The following is a 23138-nucleotide window of genomic DNA, read 5'->3' as shown; positions in this document are numbered from 1 at the left end:
GAAACCCGTAGAAACCGGGCCTATTGAGGCGGGCCCATGGCCCCTGACTCAGGACAAGGCGGCCACCACGTCCGGCGGCGCCTGCACCAGCTCGATCAACACGCCTTCGCCCGCGATAGGGAACTCCTCATTGCTCTTGGGGTGCAGAAAGCAGATGTCATGGCCCGCCGCTCCCTTGCGGATGCCGCCTGGCGCAAAGCGCACGCCCTTCGCGGTAAGCCACTCCACCGCCACGGGAAGATCGTCGATCCACAGGCCTACGTGATTGAGCGGGGTGGTGTGCACGGCCGGCTTCTTGTCCGGATCTAGCGGCTGCATCAGGTCCACCTCCACCGCATGTACCCCATTGCCCATGGCGCAGATGTCCTCATCCACGTTCTCGCGTTCGCTGCGGAAAGTGCCCGTGACCTGCAAGCCCAGCATGTCCACCCACAGGGTCTGCAGGCGCTTTTTATCGGGGCCACCGATGGCAATCTGCTGGATGCCCAGCACCTTGAACGGGCGCTTGGATACCACGTATGTCATACGAACTCCACAATGGCTTGGTCCACGCTCAAGGATTCGCCCTTGGCCGCCAGCACCTTGCCCACCACACCATCGGCCGCAGCAAACAACACGTTCTCCATCTTCATGGCTTCAATCACTGCCACGCGCTCACCGGCCTGCACCTTCTGGCCGGGCACCACGGCCACGTCCACCAGCAGGCCGGGCATGGGCGAGAGCACGTAGCGGCTCATGTCGGGCGGCGCCTTGTGGGGCATGAGCTGGTGCAGCTGGGCCATGCGCGGTGACATGACCAACGCATCGATGCGCGTGCCGTTGTGCTGCACGCGCAGGGCCAGCGGGTTCTTGGGCGTGCCGCGTTCCACCTGTGCAGTGAAGGCCTTGCCGTTCACTGTGCCGGTGATAGCGACGTCGTTGAGGCGCGATTTGCTACGAATTACATAGCGGCTCACGCCGACTTTGACGGACGCGGAGCCGGTTTCGCCTTCAAACTCGTCCACATGCACCGGCGTGTAGCGGTGCTGGCCGGCGGCGTCCAACGTCACCACCACATAGTCCTTGCCCGCGTTCACCGCATAGCCCGGTAGCTGGCCACTGATGCCGGCTGCACGCTCGCGCGACTTGCGGCGCACAAAGGCCGCCAGCGCGGCGAGAAAGTCCGGGTCATCGTGCGGCACGTCTTCCGCAAAGAAACCCTTGCCGTAATGCTCGGCAATGAAGCCGGTGTTGAACTCGCCCGTCACAAACTTCGGGTGCGCAAGCAGCGCGGCCTGAAACGGGATGTTGCTGGACACGCCGCGAATCACAAAACCGTTGAGCGCCTCGCGCATCTTGGCAATCGCATCAAAGCGGTCCTTGCCGTGCACGATGAGCTTGGCAATCATCGAGTCGTAGAACATGGGGATCTCGCCGCCGTCCTGCACGCCCGTGTCCACGCGCACGCCGTTCAGATCCGCCGTGTTGCCCTGCCACATGGTCTGCTCAGGCGGCGCAAAGCGCACCAAGCGGCCAGTGGATGGCAAGAAGTTGCGGAACGGGTCTTCGGCATTGATACGGCACTCGATGGCCCAGCCATCGCGCTGCACGTCGGCTTGCGTGAGGGGCAGCTTTTCGCCGGCCGCCACGCGGATCATCAGCTCCACCAGGTCCAGGCCAGTGATGCACTCGGTCACCGGGTGCTCCACCTGCAGGCGGGTGTTCATCTCCAGGAAGTAAAAGTCCTGGTCCTTGCCAACCACAAACTCCACCGTACCGGCAGACTGGTACTTCACGGCCTTGGCCAGCTGCACGGCCTGCTCGCCCATGGCTTTGCGGGTGGCGTCGCTGATGAAGGGGCTTGGCGCTTCTTCAATCACCTTCTGGTGGCGGCGCTGGATGGAACACTCACGCTCGTTCAGGTAAATCACATTGCCGTGGCTGTCGCCCAGCACCTGGATTTCGATGTGGCGAGGCTCCTGCACAAACTTTTCGATGAAGATGCGGTCATCACCAAAGCTGTTGCGGGCTTCGTTCTGGCAGCTGGCAAAGCCTTCAAACGCTTCCTTGTCGTTGAAGGCCACGCGCAGGCCCTTGCCACCGCCGCCTGCCGAGGCCTTGATCATCACGGGGTAGCCAATGCCCTTGGCAATTTCCACCGCCTGCTCGGGGCCGCTGATCGCGTCGTTGTAGCCAGGGATGGTGTTGACCTTGGCCTCGTTCGCCAGCTTCTTGGACGCGATCTTGTCGCCCATGGCGGCAATGGAATGCGCCTTGGGGCCGATGAAGGCAATGCCCTCGTCCTCGCAGCGCTTGGCGAAGGCCTCGTTCTCACTGAGGAAGCCATAGCCAGGGTGCACCGCCTGTGCGCCGGTCTGCTTGCAGGCGGCGATGATCTTTTCGGCTTGCAGATAACTCTCGCGGCTGGGCGCCGGGCCGATGTGCACGGCCTCGTCGGCCAGCGCCACGTGGCGGGCTTCCTTGTCGGCGTCGGAATACACCGCCACGGTTTTGATACCCATCTTGCGGGCCGTCGCGATGACGCGGCAGGCAATCTCTCCGCGGTTGGCGATCAGGATTTTGGTGAACATCAATGTCTCCTATTCGGGAATCAGTTTTTGTGCCTTGCGCAGCGGCGTGAAATGCCACCAGGGCTGCGCGGGTCCGCCGTTCATGAAATCCTTGGCAGCCAGAAAGGTGTCGAGGACACAGGGGTCATGGCGCTGGCCCATGGGGGTGCGCAGCGCTTCAAACACGGCCACCGGGTCCATGGTCTTGACCTGCGCCGGCGTCTGAATGCCCAGACCACGCAGGTCTTGGGCGATGGACTTGCCAATGTTGGGGATGTCGGTCAGCACACGGGCTTGGGATACGGTTGCAGCTTTGGGCATGGTGCGACTACCTTTCTCCATGACGGATCACTGGACCCGCAACGGCCAGGGTGTATCCGCCTCCGCTCATGTCCTCCGCCCTTCGGGCTCCTCCTTTACTTCGCTGCGGCGGACACACCCTGCCCGCTGCTGCGAAGTGCGTTTTCTTGCGTTCGCGTGCCAACAGCTTCCCTTCAGGCGCGGGCTGGCTGGGCGTTTTGCGCAGGTAAAGGAGGAGCGCGCAGCGCGGGGGACACGGAGCAAAACGCCCAGACAGCCCGCGCTCCCACACGCATTTGAGTGAAAGGCTTCCCATACGAAAACTCAGAGCGGAATGTTCCCGTGCTTGCGCCACGGGTTTTCCAGCTTCTTGTCCTTGAGCATGACCAGCGAACGGCAAATGCGCTTGCGGGTTTCGTGCGGCAGGATCACGTCATCGATAAAGCCGCGTGCGCCCGCCACAAACGGGTTTGCAAAGCGGGCCTTGTATTCAGCTTCCTTGGCGGCCAGCTTGGCAGGGTCACCCTTGTCTTCACGGAAGATGATCTCCACCGCGCCCTTGGCGCCCATCACCGCAATCTCGGCGTTGGGCCAGGCGAAGTTGACGTCACCGCGCAAGTGCTTGGACGCCATCACGTCATACGCGCCGCCATAGGCCTTGCGCGTAATGACCGTGATCTTGGGTACCGTGCACTCGGCATACGCGTAGAGCAGCTTGGCACCATGCTTGATGATGCCGCCGTACTCTTGGCTGGTACCGGGCATGAAGCCGGGAACGTCCACAAAGGTGACCACGGGAATGCTGAACGCATCGCAGAAGCGCACAAAACGCGCGGCCTTGATGCTGCTCTTGATGTCCAGACAGCCCGCCAGCACCAGCGGCTGGTTGGCCACGATGCCAATGGTCTGGCCGTCCATGCGGGCGAAGCCGATGATGATGTTCTTGGCGTACTCGGGCTGGATCTCGAAAAAGTCACCGTCGTCCACCGTCTTGACGATCAGCTCCTTCATGTCATACGGCTTGTTGGGGTTGTCCGGCACCAGCGTGTCCAGGCTCGCGTCCATGCGGTCGATGGGGTCACCGCTCTTGCGCACCGGCGCTTTCTCGCGGTTATTCAGCGGCAGGTAGTTGTAGAGCCGGCGCAGCATCAACAGCGCCTCCACATCATTCTCAAATGCCAGATCGGCCACGCCGCTCTTGGTGGTGTGGGTGATGGCGCCGCCCAGCTCTTCGGCTGTCACCTCCTCGTGCGTCACCGTCTTCACCACCTCGGGGCCGGTGACGAACATGTAGCTGGAGTCCTTCACCATGAAGATGAAGTCCGTCATCGCGGGGCTGTACACTGCGCCGCCGGCGGATGGCCCCATGATCATGCTGATCTGCGGAATCACGCCGCTGGCCATCACATTGCGCTGAAACACATCGGCATAGCCACCCAGCGAAGCCACACCCTCTTGAATGCGGGCACCGCCCGAGTCGTTCAGACCAATCACTGGCGCACCGACCTTCATGGCCTGGTCCATGACCTTGCAGATCTTCTCTGCATGGGCCTCGGACAGCGCACCACCAAACACCGTGAAGTCCTGGCTGAAGACGAACACCAGGCGGCCATTGATCATTCCGTAGCCGGTAACCACACCGTCGCCCGGAATCTTCTGGTCCTGCATGCCGAAGTCCACACAGCGGTGTTCGACAAACATGTCCCACTCTTCAAACGTGCCTTCATCCAGCAGCACTTCCAGCCGCTCGCGCGCGGTGAGCTTGCCCTTCTTGTGCTGCGCGTCAATGCGCTTCTGTCCGCCGCCCATGCGGGCCAACTCACGCTTGGCTTCCAGTTGTTCGAGGATGTCTTGCATGCTTGTCTTCCTTCTGTTCAATCAATCAGTACGGCCTGTGAAAGCCGGGGCGGCGGCCTTGCTCATGGCGCTGGAGTTGTGACCCACGCCGGGCACCGTCTGCAACTTCCATTGCAAGGCCACGTTTTGCTTCTGCGCCTGTTCCTGCGCTGCCTTGAAAAAGGCCTGCCCGCGCGCCAGGCGGTAGGGGCCCTGGGCCATGGCCTCGGGCTGGCGCGGCAAGTCGCCATCGGTCTTCGTATCGGCCTCGCCCAGCAGCACCAGCAGCGGGCGGCCAAAGGCTGCGGCCAGTTTGGCCGGTGGCAGCCGGCGTTCCGAAGCCGTCCACGGAAAGCCCGTACCAAGAATGCTGTCGGGGTACACCGGCATGGTGTAGCTGCCCGCATTGGCGGCCACCGCCTGGGCCACGCGCGGCACATCCTGCATCAGCATGAAGCGGTGCACAAACTGCGCGCCGGCGGAGTGGCCGAACAGAAAGTAGCGCTCGGCCTGCAGGCCCTCCTCGCGCCGCACCTTGTCAAACAGGTGCTCGATGAGCAGGAAGGTCCAGTGCCGCGGGTCTGCGTCTTCCATGCCGCCCCACTGAAAGTTCCGCATCGGAAACTCCTGCGCCGTGAACTCCGGTGCCAGCACGATGCCTTGGTTTTGCTCCGCCCATTGCACCCAATGGTTGCGCGCCTTCGCACCATCGCGCTCCACACCGTGGATGGCGATCAGCACCTTGGCCGCAGGCCCCGCGTTGCTCGCCTTGTAGTAATACACGGTCACCGGCCGGTCTGCGAAGTAGCCCGTGTCGGTGAACACAAAACTCTGCGGCACGCCTGTCCCCAGCGTGCCGGCCAGCGCCCCGCCCAGCCCCGCCACCCACAGCAGAGTCACGGCCCACCAGCGGCGTGCACTATCCATCATTGCCCGCCCCAGCGCGACAGAAGATCGCGCGCCGCCGTACTGGCCGCCATCTGGCCCGACAGCACGGCCTGCACATGTGCCGGCAGGACAGCCTGCACCGCCACCGACTGCTTGAAGGCCTGCTTGAGGCCCGCGTCAATGCGTTCCCACATCCAGGCCAGCGACTGCTGCTGGCGGCGGGACTGGAACAGGCCATTGGCCGTTTGCAAGGTCTGGAATTCAGACACGGCTTTCCAGAACGTGTCTACACCCTGGCCCAGCAATGCACTCAGGGAAATAACTTTGGGCTGCCAATGCTTGTCATCGTGCGGATCGTTCGGGTTGCCATGCATGCCCAGCAGCCGCAGGCTGGAGGTGATCATGGCCTGCGCACGCGTGGCCGCATCGGCATCAATGTCCGCCTTGTTGATGACTACGAGGTCCGCCAGTTCCATCACGCCCTTCTTGATCGCCTGCAGGTCGTCGCCCGCATTGGGCAGCTGCATCAACACAAACATGTCGGTCATGCCTTGCACTGCCGTCTCGCTCTGGCCCACACCCACGGTTTCCACGATCACGATGTCGTAACCCGCCGCCTCGCAGACCAGCATGGCCTCGCGCGTTTTCTCGGCCACGCCACCCAGCGTTCCGCTAGAAGGGCTGGGGCGGATAAAAGCTTTCTCGTGCATGGAGAGCTTCTCCATGCGCGTCTTGTCGCCCAGGATGGAGCCACCAGACACACTGGAAGACGGATCGATGGTGAGCACCGCCACGCGGTGGCCGTGCTCGATCAGGTACAGGCCCAGCGCCTCGATGAAGGTGGATTTGCCCACGCCCGGCACACCGCTGATGCCCAGGCGCAGGGACTTGCCGGTATGTGGCAGCAACGCCGTCAGTAGCGCATCGCCCTGGGCGCGGTGATCCGCGCGTGTGGACTCCAGCAGCGTAATGGCTTTGGCGATGGCACGGCGCTGCAAGAGGGACTCTCCCCCCAGCAGACCGGCCTGCACGGCTTCAGGGGTCACCCGAGGGCCTTTTCGATTTGACTCAGCACGTCGCGCGCCGACACAGGAATCGGCGTGCCCGGGCCGTAGATGCCTTTGACGCCAGCGGCGTACAAGAAGTCGTAGTCTTGCCGCGGTATCACGCCGCCGACGAAGACGATGATGTCGTCGGCGCCCTGCTTTTTGAGCTCGGCAATGATGGCGGGTACCAGCGTCTTGTGGCCTGCGGCCAAGGTGGACACGCCCACTGCGTGCACATCGTTTTCAATCGCCTGGCGGGCACATTCTTCGGGGGTCTGGAACAGAGGGCCCATGTCCACGTCAAAGCCCAGGTCGGCAAACGCGGTGGCTACCACCTTGGCGCCGCGGTCGTGGCCGTCCTGGCCCAGCTTGCTGATCATCACGCGCGGGCGGCGCCCCTGCTTTTCGGCAAAGCCTGCAATGTCGGCCTTCAGGGCGTTCCAGTATTCCATGGTGTCTCCGTTTGCCGAATCGTAAGCCGCAGCGTACACGCCCGAGACCTTGTTGGTATCGGCGCGGTGGCGGCCAAAGGCTTTCTCCAAAGCGTCGCTCACTTCGCCCACGGTTGCGCGCAGGCGGATCGCCTGAATGCTCAGGTCCAGCAGGTTGCCGGTGCCGCTCTCTGCTGCGGAAGTGATAGCAGCTAGCGCAGCATTCACGCGGGCTGTATCGCGTTTTGATCGAATTTCCTTGAGGCGGGCCACTTGCGATTCGCGCACGGCCACGTTGTCGATGTCGCGAGCTTCGACCACGTCTTCGCTTTTGAGCTTGTACTTGTTGACGCCCACAATGACGTCCTGCCCGCTGTCGATGCGCGCCTGTTTGTCGGCGGCGGCGGCTTCGATCTTCAGCTTGGCCCAGCCGCTGTCTACAGCCTTGGTCATGCCGCCCATGGCTTCGACTTCTTCGATGATCTTCCAGGCGGCATCGGCCATGTCCTGCGTCAGCTTTTCCATCATGTAGGAGCCGGCCCAGGGGTCGATCACATTGGTGATGTGGGTCTCTTCCTGGATGATGAGCTGGGTGTTGCGGGCGATGCGCGCGCTGAACTCGGTGGGCAGCGCGATGGCTTCGTCAAAGCTGTTGGTGTGCAAGCTCTGCGTGCCGCCAAACACTGCGGCCATGGCCTCGATGGTGGTGCGCACCACGTTGTTGTACGGGTCCTGCTCGGTCAGGCTCCAGCCGCTGGTCTGGCAGTGCGTGCGCAGCATCAGGCTCTTGGGGTTCTTGGCGTCAAAGCCCTTCATGATGCGGCACCACAGCAGGCGCGCAGCGCGCATCTTGGCAACCTCCAGATAGAAGTTCATGCCAATCGCCCAGAAGAACGACAGGCGCCCGGCAAAGTCGTCTACATCCAGCCCGGTGGCAATGGCGGTCTTCACATACTCCTTGCCGTCGGCCAGCGTGAAGGCCAGCTCCAGCGCCTGGTTGGCCCCGGCTTCCTGCATGTGGTAACCCGAGATGCTGATCGAGTTGAACTTGGGCATGTTTTTGGCCGTGTAGCCAATGATGTCGCCGATGATGCGCATGCTGGGCGCGGGCGGGTAGATGTAGGTGTTGCGCACCATGAACTCTTTCAGAATGTCGTTCTGAATCGTCCCGCTCAACTGGTCCTGGCTCACGCCCTGCTCTTCGGCCGCCACCACATAGCCCGCCAACACCGGCAGCACCGCGCCGTTCATCGTCATCGACACCGACACCTTGTCCAGCGGAATCTGGTCGAACAGGATCTTCATGTCCTCGACCGAATCAATCGCCACACCGGCCTTGCCCACATCGCCGGTCACGCGCGGATGGTCCGAGTCGTAACCACGGTGGGTGGCCAGGTCGAAGGCAACGCTCACGCCCTGACCACCTGCCGCCAGTGCCTTTCTGTAGAAGGCATTGCTCTCCTCGGCCGTCGAAAAACCTGCGTATTGGCGGATCGTCCAGGGGCGCACCGCATACATCGTCGCCTGCGGGCCGCGCAGATAGGGCTCAAAGCCGGGCAGCGTGTCGGCGTGCTTCAGGTCCGCCGTGTCCGCCGCGGTGTACAGCGGCTTGACGGCGATGCCGTCGGGGGTGATCCAGTTCAGCGCGTCCACATTGCCGCCGGGGGCGGACTTGGCCGCAGCCTTGGCCCAGGCCTCCAGCGTGGCGGTTTTGAATTCAGGGGTCGAGTCGGTCATGGCGTGGTCCGCAGGTCGTACAAAAACTCCGATCAGGTGCAGCCGGAAGGGTAATCCCGGGCGCCCTGGCGCGAAAGCAAGTTTACATTATTCATAATTATTGATTCAGAATATTGGCGACAGCTTACAATCAGCCAACTTTCTGAACTGGCCGCTCTAACCCCGCATGTCCGCCCTCATGTCCGACACCCGCCCTGCCGTCTCGCTGGCCCCCCGCCCTCTGTATGAGGAAGTGGCCGAGCTGCTGCGCCAGCGCATCTTCAAGCGCGAGCTGGAACCGGGAAGCTGGATTGACGAACTCAAGATTGCCGAAGAATTCGGCATCAGCCGCACCCCCCTGCGCGAGGCGCTGAAAGTGCTGGCGGCCGAAGGCCTGGTGACGATGAAAGTACGCCGCGGCGCCTATGTGACCGAGGTGTCGCAGCAGGACCTGGCCGATGTGTACCACCTGCTCAGTCTGCTGGAGAGCGATGCCGCCGGCGTGGTGGCCACCAAGGCCACCGACGCGGAACTGAAGGAACTGCAGACCCTGCACAAGGCGCTGGAGACGGCCGCCAAGCCGGGCAAGGCCAATACCGACCAGTTCTTTGCCGTGAACGAGAAGTTCCACATGCGCCTGCTGGAGATCGCCAACAACCGCTGGCGCGACCAGATGGTGGCCGACCTGCGCAAGGTGATGAAGCTCAACCGCCACAACTCCCTGCTCAAGACCGGGCGCATCGAGGAGTCACTGGCAGAACACCAGGCCATCATGGACGCCCTCAGCGCCCGCGATGCGGCACTGACCGCGCAGCGCATGCGCGAGCATTTTGCGAATGGGCTGGAAGCAGCGAACTGAGCCGGGGCGCTAGTCCTCCTCGTCCTCCAGCGGCGACGGCTCCGGGTACTGCAACGCCCGGCTCATCAGGTCTTCGATCATTCCCCCCGGATTCATCATGAACGCACGGGTCACCCGGTAGTGTTCCGTATCTTCATACGCCACCCTGGCCACACCGTTCTTCGTGAACTGGTAGATCCAGGCGTCGGGGTAAGCCATCAGGATGGGCGAGTGGGTGGCGATGATGAATTGGGATTGCAGGGAGGCGAGCGCGTGGATTCTGGACAGGGCTTCCAACTGGCGTTGCGGAGACAGCGCGGCTTCGGGTTCGTCCAGCAGGTAGAGGCCGTTGTCGCCGAAGCGGTGTTGCAACAGCGCCATGAACGATTCGCCATGGGACTGCTCGTGCAATGACTGCCCGCCGTACGAGTCGATCACTGGCGGGCCAAAGCCGGGCTCCGCGTCCAGGTTTTCAATTTCCGTGGCCACATTGAAGAAGCTCTCTGCCCGCAGGAAGAAGCCGGTACGCGGCCGCTTGTAGCCCTTGGCAATGCGTAGATACTCGTTCAGATTGGAATGCGAGGCCCGCGTGCCGAAGTTGAAGTTCTTCGTACCGCCCTCGGGGTTGAAGCCCATGGACACCGCAATCGCCTCCAGCAGCGTGGACTTGCCCGAACCGTTTTCCCCCACCAGAAAGGTCACCTTGGGGTGCGGCTCCAGCGACTCCAGCGTGCGCACGGCGGGCAGGTTGAAGGGATAGGTGTCAAAGGACGCGACCTTGTCGCGCAGCAGCGTGACACGGCTGATGAATTGGCTGGAGAGCATGCCCCATGTTAAGGGGCCGCATGCATGAAACCGCCAGCCAAGGCTGGCGTGACTGCCTTCCTCTTAGCAGGCGGTAGCTACGCCCCACACCGGCTGGCGCCGCTCCAGCCACACGCTCACACCGGCCAAGAGCAGGCCCACCAGCGTCAGCAATGCCCCAACCCAGCCCAGTGCCTCCAGGCCCAGGGTGCTGGCCACCACCTTGGCACCCAGCCAGGCGCCCAGCGCATTGCCGAGGTTGAAGGCGGCGATGTTGAGGCTGGAGGCCAGGTTTTGCCCCGCACCTTCGGCCTGCTGCAACACCCGCATCTGCAGCGGTGCCACGGTGGCAAAGCCCGCCGCGCCCAGCAGGCCGGTGAACAGGATCGCGGCCCAAGGCGTGTGCAGCGCAAACGTCATCGCGCCCAGCACGGCAGCCAGCGCCACCAGCGTTCCCATCAGCGTGCGCACCAGGTGCTTGTCGGCCAGCTTGCCGCCCAGCAGGTTTCCGCCAATGAAGCCAGCGCCAAATACCAAGAGGATGGGCGACACCGCCGCCGCACTGAAACCGCTGATTTGCGTCAGCAGCGGCTGGATGTAGGTGAACAGCGCGAACACGCCAGCAAAGCCAAACACAGTCATCGCCAGCCCCAGCAAGACCTGCGGGCGGGCCAGCACCCTGATTTCTTCGCTGAACGACGTGCCCTGCCCTGCGGCCTCGTCCTTGGGCACCAGCACGGCAATGACTGCCAGCGCCAACACACCCAGCGCTGCCACGGCCCAGAAGGTGGCGCGCCAGCCAAAGTGCAGGCCCAGCCAGGCACCCGCCGGGACACCCAGCAGCGTGGCTGCGGTCAGGCCGGTGAACATAATGGAGATCGCACTGGCCTTGCGCTCCGGCGCCACCAGGCTGGTGGCCACCACGGAGCCGACACCGAAGAAGGTGCCATGCGCGAGCGAGGTCAACACGCGCGCAGCCATCAGCACCTCGTAGCTGGGCGCCAGTGCACAGGCCAGGTTACCCAGCGTGAACACGGCCATCAGTGCCAACAGCACCGTCTTGCGCGGCCAGCGGCCGGTCAGCGCCGTCAGCAGCGGCGCGCCGGCAAACACGCCCAGCGCGTAACCGGAGATCAGCAGGCCGGCGGCGGCAATGGAGACGCCCAGGTCAGCGGAGACCTGCATCAGCAAGCCCATGATGACGAATTCGGTGGTGCCTATGCCGAAGGCACCTACGGTCAGCGCGAACAGCGCTGGTGGCAAGCGGTTGGAGGATGCAGAGGGTTTCATGAGGGGTTCCAGTAGAGAGTGACGCTATGGTCCCGCTTTGCATCTTTTAAATAAATCAGCAAAATGTTGAGTCACTTTCAATAAATTTTTATCAATGGAACCTGAATGGAGCGCTTAGACGACTTGGCCCTGTTCCTGCGCGTGCTGGACCAGGGCTCCATCAGCGCCGCCGCCCGCAGCCTGGACCTGAGTCCGGCCGTCGCCAGCCAACGGCTGGTGCGCCTGGAAAAGGAGATGGGGGTGCGCCTGATACATCGCACTACCCGCCGCCTGCACCCCACGCCCGAGGGTCTGGCGCTGGCCGAACAGGGCCGCGGCCTGCTGGAAGATCTGGACGCGCTGGTCGGCAGCCTGCGCCAGTCCGGCGAACAGGTCAGTGGCACATTGACCGTCACCACCTCCGCCACCTTCGGGCGCCTGCACCTGTCACCACTGCTGATGGAGTTCATGGACATGCACCCCAAGGTGCGCGTCCATGTGGACCTGAACGACCGCGTGGTGGACCTGGTGACCGCCGGCTTCGACCTGGCCATCCGCGTGGGGGCGTTGGCCGACTCCACGCTGGTGGCGCGGCGCCTGGCGCCCAACCAACGCGTGCTGGTCGCCTCACCGCATTACCTGGTGCGGCGCGGCACCCCGCAGTTGCCGGCCGACCTGGCCCAGCATGATTGCCTGGTACTGACCGGCGCCCAGGGGCGGCAGGACCGCTGGACCCTGGGCGATGGCCAGGGCGGAGAGACCACGGTGCAAGTGCAAGGCCGGCTGGAAAGCAACTTCGGCGAGCTGCTGCGCGACGCTGCGGTCGCGGGCAGCGGCATTGCGCTGCATTCCACCTGGCATGTGGCAGATGACCTGAAGGCGGGGCGCCTGCAGGTCGTCTTGCCCGACTACCCGCTGGCCGCGACCGGCATCTGGGCCGTGATGCCCCAGAGGCGGTTGGTACCGCCGCGCGTGCGGGCGTTTGTGGACTTTCTGGCAGGCAAGCTGGGAGACATTCCGTCCTGGGACAGGGGCTTACCCACGCCGCCCCTTGCCCAGATACGGCAAGGCAAACAGATACAACCCCGTCACCAGCATCAGAAATAAGGGCGGCAGCGGCGAATAGGTGATCCAGGCCGCAGGCTCTCCCCCACCCGCCCGGGCGGCGAAATTGGCGATGACGGTCAGGGTGAAGACGATGGACAGCCAGCGGTGCGACTGCCGGATCCAGTGGTTGAAAGAGGTGTTCATGCCCGTGCCTTCTTTCAGGCCTGGCGTCGCGCCTGGATCATCTTCCAGCCGTTGCCCGACGGATCGCGAAAACCCGCGTCCACGGCGCCGTAGCGGTCTATGGGCTCCTGCGTGAATTCCACGCCGGCAGCCTGCATGCGGCTGTAGGCGGCGCGGCAGTCGTCCACCTCCATCACCAGGGGCGGCATGGCACCCTTGGCCACCATGGCCTGCAGGGTTTGCGCCGTGGCCGGATCGTGCAGCGGCGGGCCGGGCCGGAACAGGCCGAGCTGGAACGGCGCCCTTCCCAGGGATTGCACCGTCAACCAGCGGTAGTCACCATTGCGCACATCGGTGTGCACCTCAAAGCCGAGCTTGTCTTTGTAAAAGGCGAGCGCCTCGTCCTGGTCGCGCACATAAATGCCCACCACCTGTACCGTTTGGCCCATCAGATTTCCCCTCAGTTGTGTGAAGCCGTTTTTATATCGCTGCCTTCTTGTCGGCGCTTCTCCAAAACTGCTGTCCTGAGGTCGGGGCGATGCGCGGCACTGACGATGCAGGCGGGCACGCTTTGCAAACCCGCTGCTGCGGCACGCGCGCGGGCGCGTGCGGCGCTGGGCGTCTCGCCAGTGACGTCGCGGAAGATGCGACCAAAGGTGCCCAGGCTTTTCCAGCCCGTCTGAAACGCGATGTCAGTAATGCCCAGCTCGGTGTCGCGCAGCAGTGCAACAGCCCGCTCAATGCGCCGCGTGAGCAGATAGCGGTGCGGCGGCACGCCAAAGGCTTCCTTGAAGGAGCGCGAGAAATACGCTTCGGACACATAGCTCACCTGCGCCAGCCGCGGCACCGACCAGTCCTCGTGCGAGGCGGCATCCATGCGGTCTTTGGCGCGCAGCAGGCGCCGCAAGAGTTCGGGGCTTTGGCTTTCCGCCTCTTCACGCATGGGCGACACGCCGTTCACTCCCGCTTGCGCACAAACAAGCTTTGCGTCGCCCGCCCGATCAGCCCCGCCTCGTCATACAGCGCCGACTCCGCCAGCCCGCCGCCGTGGCTGGACAGGTGGGTACGCGCATCCAGGCAGATCCATTCACCCACCGGGCGGCGCAGCAGGTTGATGGTGAGGTCGGAGTTGACGAAGACGTGGGTGGACAGGTCGAGGATGGCGCTGATGCCATTACCGGAATCCGCCGCCACCGCCACGCGCTGGTATGGGCTGGGCAACTCACCCTGCACCAGCGGGTGCTGCAGGCGGAACCAGACGGCACTGGGGCCGCGGAACATGGTGCCATACGCAATGCGGGTCTCCACCAGATCGGGGTAGCCAATCTCGCCGCGGGCAAACGGGAAGCGCTGCACCGGGGAACCCGCTGGTGTCTTGGGCGCCAGCGGCAGGGGGTGTCCGGGCAGGCCCTGGGGAATGCCCACCTCGCCCTCGCGCTGGAACAGCGCGGTGGCGCGGATCAGCTCCTTGCCGTCGGCCAAGGTCACGGCCGAGAAGTGGCCGGCGTTGCGGCCCACATAGTCTTCCTGCACGCGCACTTCGATGTCGGCAATCGGCACCGGACGCAGCAGGTTGGCGGTCAGGCGCGCCTGGTGCAGCAGCCCGTGCGCCTGGGCCGCAGCCTCCAGCGCATGGCTTACCAGCGCGATGGGCGGGCCGGCGTGCTGCTGCTGCGGGTGCCATGGCCCGCGCGTGAGGCGGCTGGCGCGGAACAACGGGCCGCCCAGCGGCACAAAAGCGGCGGAAGGAGAGGCATTTTCGGCGTCGGACTGGCTCACATTCGCTCCTTTTTAGTAGCTTCTCGCGCAATATCCACGGGGGCTAGCTGCCATTTTCTTGTTTTTTCACAGTTGTGCCACACCTTTTCGGGTCGGCGTAACTACATTCTCTCCCATGGCAGTCATAGACCAGTCCCGGTCATGACACCAACAAGCAAGACCGATTCAACCTTGAACCCAGGAGTCCACCATGTACCTCCAAGACGCCGTCACCATGCCAGCCCCGCTGTTTGCTACCCAGCACCAGGCTGCCCCCGAATTTGACACGACCACCGAGTACCTGGCCTTCCGCCTGGGTACACAGGAATACGGCGTGGACATCATGCAGGTGCAAGAGATCCGCAACTACGAAGCCCCGGTGCGCATGTCCGGCGCAACGGCCAGCACACCCGGCCTGCTGAGCCTGCGTGGCGAAATCATCACCGTGCTGGACCTGCGCGCCCGCTTCGGTCTGCCCTGCGCGATTGACGAGAACACCGTCACCATCGTGCTCAACCTTTGCTGCGGCACCGTGGGCCTGATCGTCGATGCCGTCTCCGACGTGGTTGAGTTCGAACTGGAACAGATCCACCCCGTGCACATCTCCACCGACACGCCCAATGCCCGCCTCTTCCACGGCCTGGGTTGCACCGGCGAGGACGGCGAACGCACGCTGATCCTGATGAATTTCAACAACCTGCAAGCCACCAACAGCACTCGCCAGTAAGTCTTCACCCCAACCTCAACACTTCAGGGAGAACGAGATGAACATCCGCAACATGAGTATCCGTTCCAGGCTCAGCCTGGCTTTTGGTGGACTGGCTGTGTTGGTGCTGCTGGTCAGTGCCATGGCGCTGGTGGCGCTGGCCAATGCCAACGCCCGCTTCACCAGCTACACCTCAGGCCTGAACGCCCGCGCCTCCATGGCAGCGCATGTGCGTGAGGCGGTGGATGACCGTGCAATCGCCGCACGCAACCTCGTTCTCGTAACCAAGGAGTCTGACCTGGTACTGGAAAAAGCTGCCGTGACACGAGCACACCAAGACGTGCAGGACAGCATGGAACGCCTAAACAAAATGGTCGCCGCCAGCCAAGACGTGCCCGAACAGGCCCGAAAGTTGGTGAGCGAGATGGAACGCATTGAAACAGCCTACGGCAAGGTGGCCGTGGCAATTGTGGGTCTGATCCAAGAAGGCAAGCGCGAGCAGGCCATTGCCCGCATGAACGAAGACTGCCGCCCCCTGCTAGCTGCCCTGATCAAGGCCACCAAGGAATACGCCAAGTTCACCGATGCCCGCACCCAGGAGCTGCTGCAGGCGGCCGCTGCGGACTACGAAAGCCAGCGCAACGCCATGGTGGGCCTGTGCCTGATGGCTGTGGCTGCCGCCATGGTGGCTGGCTGGATCATTACCCGCAGCATCACCCGTCCCCTGAACCGCGCCGTGGAAGCCGCCGACCGCATCGCCCTGGGCGACTTAGGCAGTGCAATCCAGGTGACCTCCACCGACGAAACCGGCCGCCTGCTGGACAGCCTGCAACGCATGCAGCAAAGCCTGGTCGACACCGTGGGCAGCGTGCGCAGCAATGCTGAAAGCGTGTCGCTCGCCAGTGCCCAGATTGCCCAGGGCAATAACGACCTGAGCATGCGCACCGAGCAGCAAGCCTCGGCCCTGCAGGAAACCGCCGCCTCCATGGAACAGCTGGGCGCCACTGTGCGCACCAATGCCGAAAACGCCCACCAGGCCGGTCAGCTGGCCGTGGCGGCCTCTGGCGTCGCCACCAAGGGCGGCAATGTGGTGGGCCAAGTGGTGAAGACCATGAAGGACATCAACGAAAGCTCCCGCCAGATCGCCGAAATCATCAGCGTGATCGACGGCATTGCCTTCCAGACCAACATCCTGGCGCTCAACGCCGCTGTAGAAGCTGCCCGTGCCGGTGACCAGGGCCGTGGCTTCTCCGTCGTGGCTGCCGAAGTCCGCAACCTGGCCCAACGCAGCGCCCAGGCCGCCAAGGAAATCAAGACCCTGATCACCACCAGCGTGGAACGCGTGGAACAAGGCACCACCCTGGTCGACCAAGCCGGTAGCACCATGCAGGAGATCGTGACATCGGTACAACGTGTCTCCGACATCATGGCCGAGATCAGCGCCGCCAGCACCGAGCAAAGCCAGGGCGTTGCCCAGGTCGGCGAGGCTGTGACGCAGATGGACCAGGCCACCCAGCAAAACGCTGCCCTGGTGGAAGAAAGCGCCGCCGCTGCCAGCAGCCTGAGCGACCAGGCCGCCCAACTGGTGCAAGCCGTGGCCGTGTTCCGCATCAACGCCGAAGCGCAAATCGCACAAGCCGTGCACGCCAAGCCCCTGGCCGTGCGCACCGAAGTCTCCAGCAGCGGCTACACCGGCCCGGAACGCCGTGGCCCGAACCGCGCCAGCAACGTGACCCGCCTGCAACCCGGCACCCAACGCCAAGCCCCCGCCACTGTGACAGCAGTTGCAAACAACGCCCAACGCACGGGCACCCACGACTGGGAAAACTTCTAAATCCGGGCTTATCGCACTTGGCCCCGGAGCGCGCTGCTAAGACGGCGCCTCCGGGGCTTTTTTATGGGACTCAGCGGCCCGGCGCGCGCGAGACTAAATACACGCCCGGCAGGATGAGCGCCGCACCCACCAGATGGTGCAGACCCAGCGGCTCACCCAGCACACCCCAGGCTGCAAGCGCCGCGTACAGCGGGCCCAGGTACAGCGTCACCGCCACGCGGCTGGCCCCCAGCACCTTTTGCGCCGCGCCATACATCCAGTAGGCCGCCACACCGGGGGCCAGCGCCGCAGCCACCACCAGCCCCAGCGCGCGCGGGCCCCAGACCGGCGTACCGGGTTGCCAATACTCCCAGAGCGCGCATGGCAACAGCACCAGCACACCGCCGCCACAAATCGCCGCCAGCCGCGCCGTGGAACCCAGCGGGCTGGGCCACAGCTTTTGCAGCAGCGCATAGGCGGCCCAGGACACCATGGCCGCCACGATCCAGAGGTCGCCCACCACCCATTGCACCTTCGCCAGCGCCAGCCATTGGCCCTGCACGATCACATGCACCACGCCTGCCAGCGCCACCACAACGCCCAATATTTGCGCGGGGCGAATGCGCTCCCCCAGCCAGAGCACCGAGCCCACGGCAATCAGCACGGGCGAGGCCGCGTAAATCAGTGCGATATTCATGGCCCCGGTGGTACGGGCGCCCAGGTACACCCAGGCGCCGCACACCAGCATGCCGCAGAAGCCCAGCACGACGTAGTGGTGCCAGTCCGCCAGAATGGCCCGGCGCTGGGCCCAGAGTTCGCGGCGGGCCACCACACCCAGCAAGGCCCCGGCCAAAGCCCAACGCCCCAACGCGAGTGCATAGGGCGCAATGGTGCCGGGCGCCATGCGGGCGACGATGACGTTCACCGCCCAGAGCGAGGGGATCAGCCACAGGCCCAGCAGCGCCAGGCGTTCCTTGTGGGCGGCGTGCACAGACTCAGGCCGCGGCCAGCATCTCGCCAGCGGAACCGTTGGCAATGGCCATGACCTCGCGCGCCGGCAAGGTCTTGAGGCGGTGGTCGCTCCACACCTGGCGCCACTTGCGCGCGCCGGGCATGCCATGGCGCAGGCCCAGCATGTGGCGGGCAATGCTGTACCAGGACGTGCCGTGTTCCGCCGCTTCGCGCTCCATGTACTCCACCATGGCCAATTCGACGCTATCCCTCGTCAAATCTGCGCGAGCAGCTCCGAAAAACATAGCATCCCACTCCGCCAGCCACCAGGGGTTGTGGTAGGCCTCGCGGCCCAGCATCACGCCGTCCACATGCTCCAGTTGCTCCGCCAGCTGCGCGCTGGTAGTCAGTCCGCCGTTGATGGCGATGGTGAGGTGCGGAAAATCTTTCTTGAGCTGGTGCACCAGCTCGTAGCGCAGAGGCGGGATTTCGCGGTTTTCTTTGGGGCTCAGGCCCTTGAGCCAGGCATTGCGCGCATGCGCAATGAACACCGTGCACCCGGCGTCTGCCACGGTGCCCACAAAGTCGCGCACAAAGCCGTAGCTCTCTTCCTTGTCGATGCCGATGCGGTGTTTCACCGTCACCGGAACGTCCACCGCATCCACCATGGCCTTCACACAGTCGGCCACTAGCGGCGCCTCCTTCATCAGGCAGGCGCCAAAGGCACCGCGCTGGACGCGTTCAGAAGGGCAGCCGCAGTTGATGTTGATTTCGTCATAGCCCCAGTCCTGCCCCAGCTTGGCAGCCCTCGCCAGATCAGCCGGCTCGCTGCCACCCAGTTGCAGGGCTACGGGGTGCTCTTCGGCATTGAACCGCAGGTGGCGCGGCACATCACCATGGATGAGCGCGCCGGTGGTCACCATCTCCGTGTAGAGCAGCGCGTGGCGGCTCAGCAGGCGGTGGAAATAGCGGCAATGGCGATCCGTCCAGTCCATCATGGGCGCAACGGACAGGCGCCAAGGGCTGAAAACGGGCTGGGGAGAGGCAGACGACATGGGCCGGATTATCCCAGCCCGGGGCCAACCGGGCGCTGGCGAGGGGCTTGCGCCGGCCTCAGGCCTGCGCACCCGCCGGGTCGCCGCCCTCCTCCATCAACCCCAGGTGCACCGCGCGCATGTCTTCGACAAAGGCACGGGTGATGTCGTCTTGGTACGCGCGCTTCTTGCTGGCCATGTGGAAGGTGACGTTGTAGTGCAGCGTCTTGCTGTTGAGGGCGCACAGCAGGCCGGTCTCCACATAGGGCGCGGCGTAGTGCTCAGGCAAATAGCCCAAGTGCTGGCCGGAGAGGATCAGCACAGTCACGGCCTCCATGTTGTCCGCCACCGCGGTGACGCGCTGGCTTGGCACGGATAGCCGCGCCTCGGGCAGCGGGTAGCTGCGCCAGGCCCAGTCGGTATCCACCAATTCCTCCAGCGTGACCTGGCCAGCGCGCGACGCCAGGCTGTGCGAGGGGCTGCAGTAAGCAATCTGTCGCTCCACAAACAGCGGCGTGTAGTCCAGCGTGGGCACGCGGTGCCAGAAGTAGCCCACCGCCACCTGGATCTGCCCGCCCACCAGCAATTGCTCCAGCTCGCCCGGCGCGCGCACCAGCAACGAGAGGCGCACTGCCTCATCGCGCTCGCGAAAGCGGGCAATCGCCTGGCCCATGCGCAGGTTCTGGTTCATGGGTGCCTGGCCGATCATGCCCACGGCCAGCGTGCCCACCAATTGGCGGTCCATATTGCGCGCCTCGGCGCTGAAGTCGTTGAGGGCGTAGACCAGGCGACGCGCCAGCTGCACAAAACGCTCGCCCTTGGCCGTGAGCCGAAAGCCCCCGCGCCCGCGCTGGCACAGGCCAAAGCCCAGGCGCGTCTCCAGCGTGGCGAGCTGGCTGCTCAGGGTGGACTGGCCCACGTTGAGCGTGGTCTGGGCGGCCGAGAGACCGCCCGCATCCACGATAGCCAGAAAGACACGGATCAGGCGCAGGTCCAGATCGGAAACATTGGTGAGCATGCAGGGCGCCTTGCAAAGTGGTTCAGGGTTTCCCCCATTTTTACATCAGTTTTTATCAATGTTTAAAGAAGAAAGTTGGCATGGATGGAAGTGGCAAGCGTTCGTAGCATCCAGCCACCTCCTCTCATGAGGCTATTTTTTCCTGCCAATCTGCACGCACTGATACTTCGACATGCAACAAAGTGAAATCTACCACCCCCTGGGTGGCAACGAGATGCCACGGTTTGCCGGCATCGCCACCATGATGCGCTTGCCCCTGGTGACAGACCCGGCCCTGCTGGACGTGGGCTTTGTGGGCGTGCCGCTGGACACGGGCACCTCCAACCGCTCGGGTACGCGCTTTGGCCCGCGCCAGATCCGCAGCGAATCGGTGCTGCTTCGCCCCTACAACATGGCGACCCGCGCCGCGCCCTTTGACACGCTGCGCGTGGCGGACCTGGGCGACATCGCCACCAACCCCTACAACCTGCTGGACTCGGTAGCGCGCATCGAAGCGGGCTTTGACTCCATCGTGGCAGCCGGCTGCAAGCCCGTCACCCTGGGCGGCGACCACACCATCACCCTGCCCATACTGCGCGCGATGCACAAGCGCCACGGCCCGGTGGGTCTGATCCACATCGACGCCCATGCCGATGTGAACGACGACATGTTTGGCGAGAAGATCGCCCACGGCACCACGTTTCGCCGTGCTGTCGAAGAAGGGCTGATTGACCCGCACCGCACGGTACAAATTGGCCTGCGCGGCACCGGCTACACCGCCGAAGACTTTGACTGGTGCCGCCAGCAGGGCTTTCGCGTGGTGCAGGTGGAGGAATGCTGGGGCAAGTCGCTTACGCCCCTGATGGTCGAAGTGCGCGAGCGCTTGGGCGTCGGCCCGGTGTACTTCTCGCTGGACATTGACGGCATTGACCCCGCCTACGCCCCCGGCACCGGCACGCCCGAGATCGCCGGCCTCACCGTGCCGCAAACGCTGGAAATCATCCGCGGCGCCTGGGGCCTGGACCTGATTGGCGCCGACGTGGTGGAAGTCTCACCCCCTTACGACCCGCAAGGCACCACCGCGCTGCTGGGTGCCAACCTGGCCTATGAGCTGCTGTGCGTGATGCCCGGCGTCGTGCGCCGCTGAGACCCGAGGCGGTTCAGAGCAGTGTGTGCACCCGGTTACGCCCGGCCTGCTTGGCCTGGTACAGCGCCTGGTCGGCACGGCTGACCAGCTCCGCAGGCGTGGACTGGGCGGTGGACATGGCAATGCCCACGCTGACAGTCACGGGGCGGTGTAGACCCTTGAGCGCCTGCACCGCCAAACGGATGCGCTCGGCCACGGCCCGCGCATCCGCCACCTGGGTATCGGGCAGGATCACCGAGAACTCCTCGCCACCGTAACGGGTGACATGGTCGTAAGTGCGGGCCTCAGACTGAATGGCCCCGGCCACGGCGCGCAGGGCCTGGTCGCCGGCCTGGTGGCCGTACTGGTCGTTATAGGCCTTGAAGTGGTCCACATCCACCATCAGTACGCCCAGGGTGGAGCGGTTGCGCTGCGCGCGGGCATGCTCACTCGCCAGCAGGCGGTCAAAGGCACGGCGATTTTTCAGGCTGGTCAGTGCATCGGTGAGGGTTTGCTCTGCCAGTTCTTCATTGAGCAGCTTGAGCTCGGCCTGCATGGCCTCCAGCTCACGCTGGCGCTGGCTCTGGGCCTGGGTGAGCAATTGCAGCTCGGCATTGGCCCTGCGCAAGGCCAGCAGTTGAACTACTTGGCGTGACAATGCTTTGAGCGCATCGGCCTGGGCTTCGGTGAGCTTGCGGGGCACACGGTCAATCACGCACACCGTACCCAAGGCGGCACCTGAAGGCATGAGCAGCGGTACGCCCGCATAAAAGCGGAGCCCCATATCGCCAGTCACCAAGGGGTTGTCGACAAAGCGCTGGTCCTGCAGCGCATTGGGCACCTCCATCAGGGAGTCCGGCTCCGTGATGGCGTGGGCACAGAAGGCTTGGCCGCGCGGTGTCTCCATGTCATTAATGCCGTGCCGGGCCTTGAACCACTGGCGGTCTTCGTCCACCAGGGAGACCATGGCTATGGGGGTATCGCAGATGAAAGCGGCAAGCTTGACGACGTCGTCATAGGCCTGCTCGGCCGTGGTGTCCAGTACGTTGAGGCTACGCAGCTCTTCCAGGCGCAGGGCTTCGGTCACACGGGCGTCTGGATCCATGGCGGGCACCCTCCAACAAGGGGTGGGACAAATGGCACAAGCGACGGTGTATCACGGCGTGATGCACCATGGCGCCTCATTGTGCACCAGCCCCATCCACAATGCCCAGCCCGAACTGCCTGCCAGCGCCGCCCCGGCCAGACGTACCCCCCATTGCCCATCCCCCGCCCGCCCCGCTTTCAAGCGGAGCCACAACCACGGCCCTGCGAGCATGGTGACCGCCGTGCCCAGCGCAAACAGGGCCATGACAGCTGCACCACTAAGTACATCGCCTGCCAGAGCGGCCACCAACAGCGCGGAATACAGCAGTCCGCATGGCAACAGCGCCCAGGCCACGCCCAGCAGCAGCGGCGCACCGCGCCCCCAGCGCAAGCCCAGGTTGCGCGTCCGGGCCCAGACGGTGCGCGCGCCCGCCTGCAGCCATAGCGGCTGGCGTGCCTGCCACAGCAACAGCAGGCCCAGCACCAGAGCCGCCACATGCACCATGGACCAGACCGGCCGCAGCGCCGCGCTGTACACCGTAAGCCAACCCAAGCCCTGCATGGATGCTGCGGCCAAGCCGCCCATCAGGGCGTAGCCCAGTACCCGGCCCAGTTGGAACAGCAGCAGGGCCGCGCCCTGGCGAGTGCCGGCCGCCTGCCCGATGCCGGCGCAGGCAGCACCGCACATGACCACACAGTGCGGGCCGCCAACCAGCCCCATCACCAGAGCCGTGAGTGCCAGGGAGGATTGCATCAGGCC

General features: G+C 64.3%; 23 protein-coding genes. 5 read left to right on the top strand and 18 right to left on the bottom strand.

The window, feature by feature from the left end; all coding sequences use genetic code 11:
- Positions 1-48: 48 nt before the first annotated feature.
- From AC1RNN_RS03805 to scpA, 7 genes are all read right to left on the bottom strand, one after another.
- The gene (locus tag AC1RNN_RS03805; RefSeq protein WP_493085850.1) at positions 49-525 is read right to left on the bottom strand and encodes a VOC family protein; all 477 of its coding nucleotides are present in this window, start codon (positions 523-525) and stop codon (positions 49-51) included.
- Entirely contained in the window at positions 522-2570 is a 2049-nt protein-coding gene (locus tag AC1RNN_RS03800; RefSeq protein ID WP_493085852.1) for an acetyl-CoA carboxylase biotin carboxylase subunit, read from the bottom strand. Before AC1RNN_RS03800 ends, AC1RNN_RS03805 begins: the two co-directional genes overlap by 4 nt.
- Positions 2571-2579: 9 nt before the next feature.
- Positions 2580-2870, bottom strand: a complete 291-nt coding sequence (locus AC1RNN_RS03795; RefSeq protein ID WP_493085854.1) for a helix-hairpin-helix domain-containing protein — start codon at positions 2868-2870, stop codon at positions 2580-2582.
- 303 nt (positions 2871-3173) lie between these two features.
- A complete protein-coding gene (locus AC1RNN_RS03790; RefSeq protein WP_493085855.1) occupies positions 3174-4706 on the bottom strand; it encodes an acyl-CoA carboxylase subunit beta in 1533 nt (510 codons plus the stop codon).
- 21 nt (positions 4707-4727) lie between these two features.
- Positions 4728-5612 carry an alpha/beta hydrolase family protein gene (locus AC1RNN_RS03785; RefSeq protein ID WP_493085856.1) on the bottom strand — a complete coding sequence of 295 codons (885 nt, stop codon included), beginning with the start codon at positions 5610-5612 and terminating at the stop codon, positions 4728-4730.
- Positions 5612-6619: a methylmalonyl Co-A mutase-associated GTPase MeaB gene (meaB, locus tag AC1RNN_RS03780; RefSeq protein WP_493085858.1), complete on the bottom strand. Its 1008-nt coding sequence runs from the start codon at positions 6617-6619 to the stop codon at positions 5612-5614. Before meaB ends, AC1RNN_RS03785 begins: the two co-directional genes overlap by 1 nt.
- A complete protein-coding gene (gene scpA, locus AC1RNN_RS03775) occupies positions 6616-8787 on the bottom strand; it encodes a methylmalonyl-CoA mutase (RefSeq protein WP_493085860.1) in 2172 nt (723 codons plus the stop codon). The genes meaB and scpA overlap by 4 nt, the downstream gene beginning before the upstream one ends.
- A gap of 166 nt (positions 8788-8953) precedes the next feature.
- Between scpA and AC1RNN_RS03770 the strand changes: the two genes are divergently transcribed.
- Entirely contained in the window at positions 8954-9625 is a 672-nt protein-coding gene (locus AC1RNN_RS03770) for a GntR family transcriptional regulator (RefSeq protein ID WP_493085862.1), read from the top strand.
- Positions 9626-9634: 9 nt separating this feature from the next.
- On the opposite strand, the gene AC1RNN_RS03765 is transcribed toward AC1RNN_RS03770, so the two are convergent.
- Positions 9635-10429 (bottom strand): AAA family ATPase, encoded by a 795-nt coding sequence (locus AC1RNN_RS03765; protein ID WP_493085864.1) that lies wholly within the window; start codon positions 10427-10429, stop codon positions 9635-9637.
- 63 nt (positions 10430-10492) lie between these two features.
- Positions 10493-11698 (bottom strand): MFS transporter, encoded by a 1206-nt coding sequence (locus tag AC1RNN_RS03760; RefSeq protein WP_493085866.1) that lies wholly within the window; start codon positions 11696-11698, stop codon positions 10493-10495.
- Between the two features lie 105 nt (positions 11699-11803).
- Here AC1RNN_RS03760 and AC1RNN_RS03755 point away from each other — a divergent pair, with 105 nt between their 5' ends.
- Entirely contained in the window at positions 11804-12784 is a 981-nt protein-coding gene (locus AC1RNN_RS03755; protein WP_493085868.1) for a LysR family transcriptional regulator, read from the top strand.
- On the opposite strand, the gene AC1RNN_RS03750 is transcribed toward AC1RNN_RS03755, so the two are convergent.
- From AC1RNN_RS03750 to AC1RNN_RS03735, 4 genes are read right to left on the bottom strand one after another with little or no spacing between them, the layout of a single operon-like run.
- Positions 12713-12928, bottom strand: a complete 216-nt coding sequence (locus AC1RNN_RS03750; RefSeq protein ID WP_493085870.1) for a hypothetical protein — start codon at positions 12926-12928, stop codon at positions 12713-12715. The genes AC1RNN_RS03755 and AC1RNN_RS03750 overlap by 72 nt on opposite strands.
- A gap of 14 nt (positions 12929-12942) precedes the next feature.
- Positions 12943-13356: a VOC family protein gene (locus tag AC1RNN_RS03745; RefSeq protein ID WP_493085872.1), complete on the bottom strand. Its 414-nt coding sequence runs from the start codon at positions 13354-13356 to the stop codon at positions 12943-12945.
- Positions 13357-13367: 11 nt separating this feature from the next.
- The gene (locus AC1RNN_RS03740; RefSeq protein WP_493087059.1) at positions 13368-13850 is read right to left on the bottom strand and encodes a helix-turn-helix transcriptional regulator; all 483 of its coding nucleotides are present in this window, start codon (positions 13848-13850) and stop codon (positions 13368-13370) included.
- Between the two features lie 14 nt (positions 13851-13864).
- Positions 13865-14686, bottom strand: a complete 822-nt coding sequence (locus AC1RNN_RS03735; RefSeq protein ID WP_493085873.1) for a thioesterase family protein — start codon at positions 14684-14686, stop codon at positions 13865-13867.
- A 190-nt stretch (positions 14687-14876) separates the two neighbouring features.
- Between AC1RNN_RS03735 and AC1RNN_RS03730 the strand changes: the two genes are divergently transcribed.
- Complete coding sequence (locus AC1RNN_RS03730) at positions 14877-15392, top strand: chemotaxis protein CheW (protein ID WP_493085875.1); 516 nt, start codon at positions 14877-14879, stop codon at positions 15390-15392.
- A gap of 37 nt (positions 15393-15429) precedes the next feature.
- Complete coding sequence (locus AC1RNN_RS03725; protein ID WP_493085877.1) at positions 15430-17205, top strand: methyl-accepting chemotaxis protein; 1776 nt, start codon at positions 15430-15432, stop codon at positions 17203-17205.
- A gap of 70 nt (positions 17206-17275) precedes the next feature.
- On the opposite strand, the gene AC1RNN_RS03720 is transcribed toward AC1RNN_RS03725, so the two are convergent.
- Genes AC1RNN_RS03720 through AC1RNN_RS03710 form a run of 3 tightly spaced genes read right to left on the bottom strand, consistent with a single transcriptional unit; the run spans position 17276 to position 20187 of the window.
- Entirely contained in the window at positions 17276-18175 is a 900-nt protein-coding gene (locus AC1RNN_RS03720) for a DMT family transporter (protein ID WP_493085879.1), read from the bottom strand.
- A 4-nt stretch (positions 18176-18179) separates the two neighbouring features.
- Positions 18180-19190 carry a tRNA dihydrouridine(20/20a) synthase DusA gene (gene dusA, locus AC1RNN_RS03715; protein ID WP_493085881.1) on the bottom strand — a complete coding sequence of 337 codons (1011 nt, stop codon included), beginning with the start codon at positions 19188-19190 and terminating at the stop codon, positions 18180-18182.
- 58 nt (positions 19191-19248) lie between these two features.
- Positions 19249-20187, bottom strand: coding sequence for a LysR family transcriptional regulator (locus tag AC1RNN_RS03710; protein ID WP_493085882.1), 939 nt, complete (start codon positions 20185-20187; stop codon positions 19249-19251).
- A 172-nt stretch (positions 20188-20359) separates the two neighbouring features.
- Here AC1RNN_RS03710 and speB point away from each other — a divergent pair, with 172 nt between their 5' ends.
- Positions 20360-21313, top strand: coding sequence for an agmatinase (gene speB, locus AC1RNN_RS03705; RefSeq protein ID WP_493085884.1), 954 nt, complete (start codon positions 20360-20362; stop codon positions 21311-21313).
- A gap of 13 nt (positions 21314-21326) precedes the next feature.
- On the opposite strand, the gene AC1RNN_RS03700 is transcribed toward speB, so the two are convergent.
- A complete protein-coding gene (locus AC1RNN_RS03700; protein WP_493085886.1) occupies positions 21327-22397 on the bottom strand; it encodes a sensor domain-containing diguanylate cyclase in 1071 nt (356 codons plus the stop codon).
- Between the two features lie 51 nt (positions 22398-22448).
- Entirely contained in the window at positions 22449-23132 is a 684-nt protein-coding gene (locus AC1RNN_RS03695) for a sulfite exporter TauE/SafE family protein (protein ID WP_493085887.1), read from the bottom strand.
- Positions 23133-23138 lie beyond the last annotated feature (6 nt).

Source organism: Rhodoferax sp. GW822-FHT02D07 (genome assembly GCF_058802405.1).
The sequence above is the reverse complement of the archived record's forward strand: the minus strand, read 5'-3'. Positions and strand labels throughout refer to the sequence as shown.

Coding starts and splice junctions, on each gene's coding strand:
- scpA (WP_493085860.1), bottom strand. CDS start 8,787: ATGACCGACTCGACCCCTGAATTCAAAACCGCCACGCTGGAGGCCTGG.
- AC1RNN_RS03740 (WP_493087059.1), bottom strand. CDS start 13,850: ATGCGTGAAGAGGCGGAAAGCCAAAGCCCCGAACTCTTGCGGCGCCTG.
- speB (WP_493085884.1), top strand. CDS start 20,360: ATGCAACAAAGTGAAATCTACCACCCCCTGGGTGGCAACGAGATGCCA.
- AC1RNN_RS03710 (WP_493085882.1), bottom strand. CDS start 20,187: ATGCTCACCAATGTTTCCGATCTGGACCTGCGCCTGATCCGTGTCTTT.
- AC1RNN_RS03795 (WP_493085854.1), bottom strand. CDS start 2,870: ATGCCCAAAGCTGCAACCGTATCCCAAGCCCGTGTGCTGACCGACATC.
- AC1RNN_RS03695 (WP_493085887.1), bottom strand. CDS start 23,132: ATGCAATCCTCCCTGGCACTCACGGCTCTGGTGATGGGGCTGGTTGGC.
- AC1RNN_RS03755 (WP_493085868.1), top strand. CDS start 11,804: ATGGAGCGCTTAGACGACTTGGCCCTGTTCCTGCGCGTGCTGGACCAG.
- AC1RNN_RS03745 (WP_493085872.1), bottom strand. CDS start 13,356: ATGGGCCAAACGGTACAGGTGGTGGGCATTTATGTGCGCGACCAGGAC.
- AC1RNN_RS03770 (WP_493085862.1), top strand. CDS start 8,954: ATGTCCGCCCTCATGTCCGACACCCGCCCTGCCGTCTCGCTGGCCCCC.
- AC1RNN_RS03765 (WP_493085864.1), bottom strand. CDS start 10,429: ATGCTCTCCAGCCAATTCATCAGCCGTGTCACGCTGCTGCGCGACAAG.
- AC1RNN_RS03800 (WP_493085852.1), bottom strand. CDS start 2,570: ATGTTCACCAAAATCCTGATCGCCAACCGCGGAGAGATTGCCTGCCGC.
- dusA (WP_493085881.1), bottom strand. CDS start 19,190: ATGTCGTCTGCCTCTCCCCAGCCCGTTTTCAGCCCTTGGCGCCTGTCC.
- AC1RNN_RS03750 (WP_493085870.1), bottom strand. CDS start 12,928: ATGAACACCTCTTTCAACCACTGGATCCGGCAGTCGCACCGCTGGCTG.
- AC1RNN_RS03725 (WP_493085877.1), top strand. CDS start 15,430: ATGAACATCCGCAACATGAGTATCCGTTCCAGGCTCAGCCTGGCTTTT.
- AC1RNN_RS03700 (WP_493085886.1), bottom strand. CDS start 22,397: ATGGATCCAGACGCCCGTGTGACCGAAGCCCTGCGCCTGGAAGAGCTG.
- AC1RNN_RS03760 (WP_493085866.1), bottom strand. CDS start 11,698: ATGAAACCCTCTGCATCCTCCAACCGCTTGCCACCAGCGCTGTTCGCG.
- AC1RNN_RS03730 (WP_493085875.1), top strand. CDS start 14,877: ATGTACCTCCAAGACGCCGTCACCATGCCAGCCCCGCTGTTTGCTACC.
- AC1RNN_RS03785 (WP_493085856.1), bottom strand. CDS start 5,612: ATGGATAGTGCACGCCGCTGGTGGGCCGTGACTCTGCTGTGGGTGGCG.
- AC1RNN_RS03805 (WP_493085850.1), bottom strand. CDS start 525: ATGACATACGTGGTATCCAAGCGCCCGTTCAAGGTGCTGGGCATCCAG.
- AC1RNN_RS03790 (WP_493085855.1), bottom strand. CDS start 4,706: ATGCAAGACATCCTCGAACAACTGGAAGCCAAGCGTGAGTTGGCCCGC.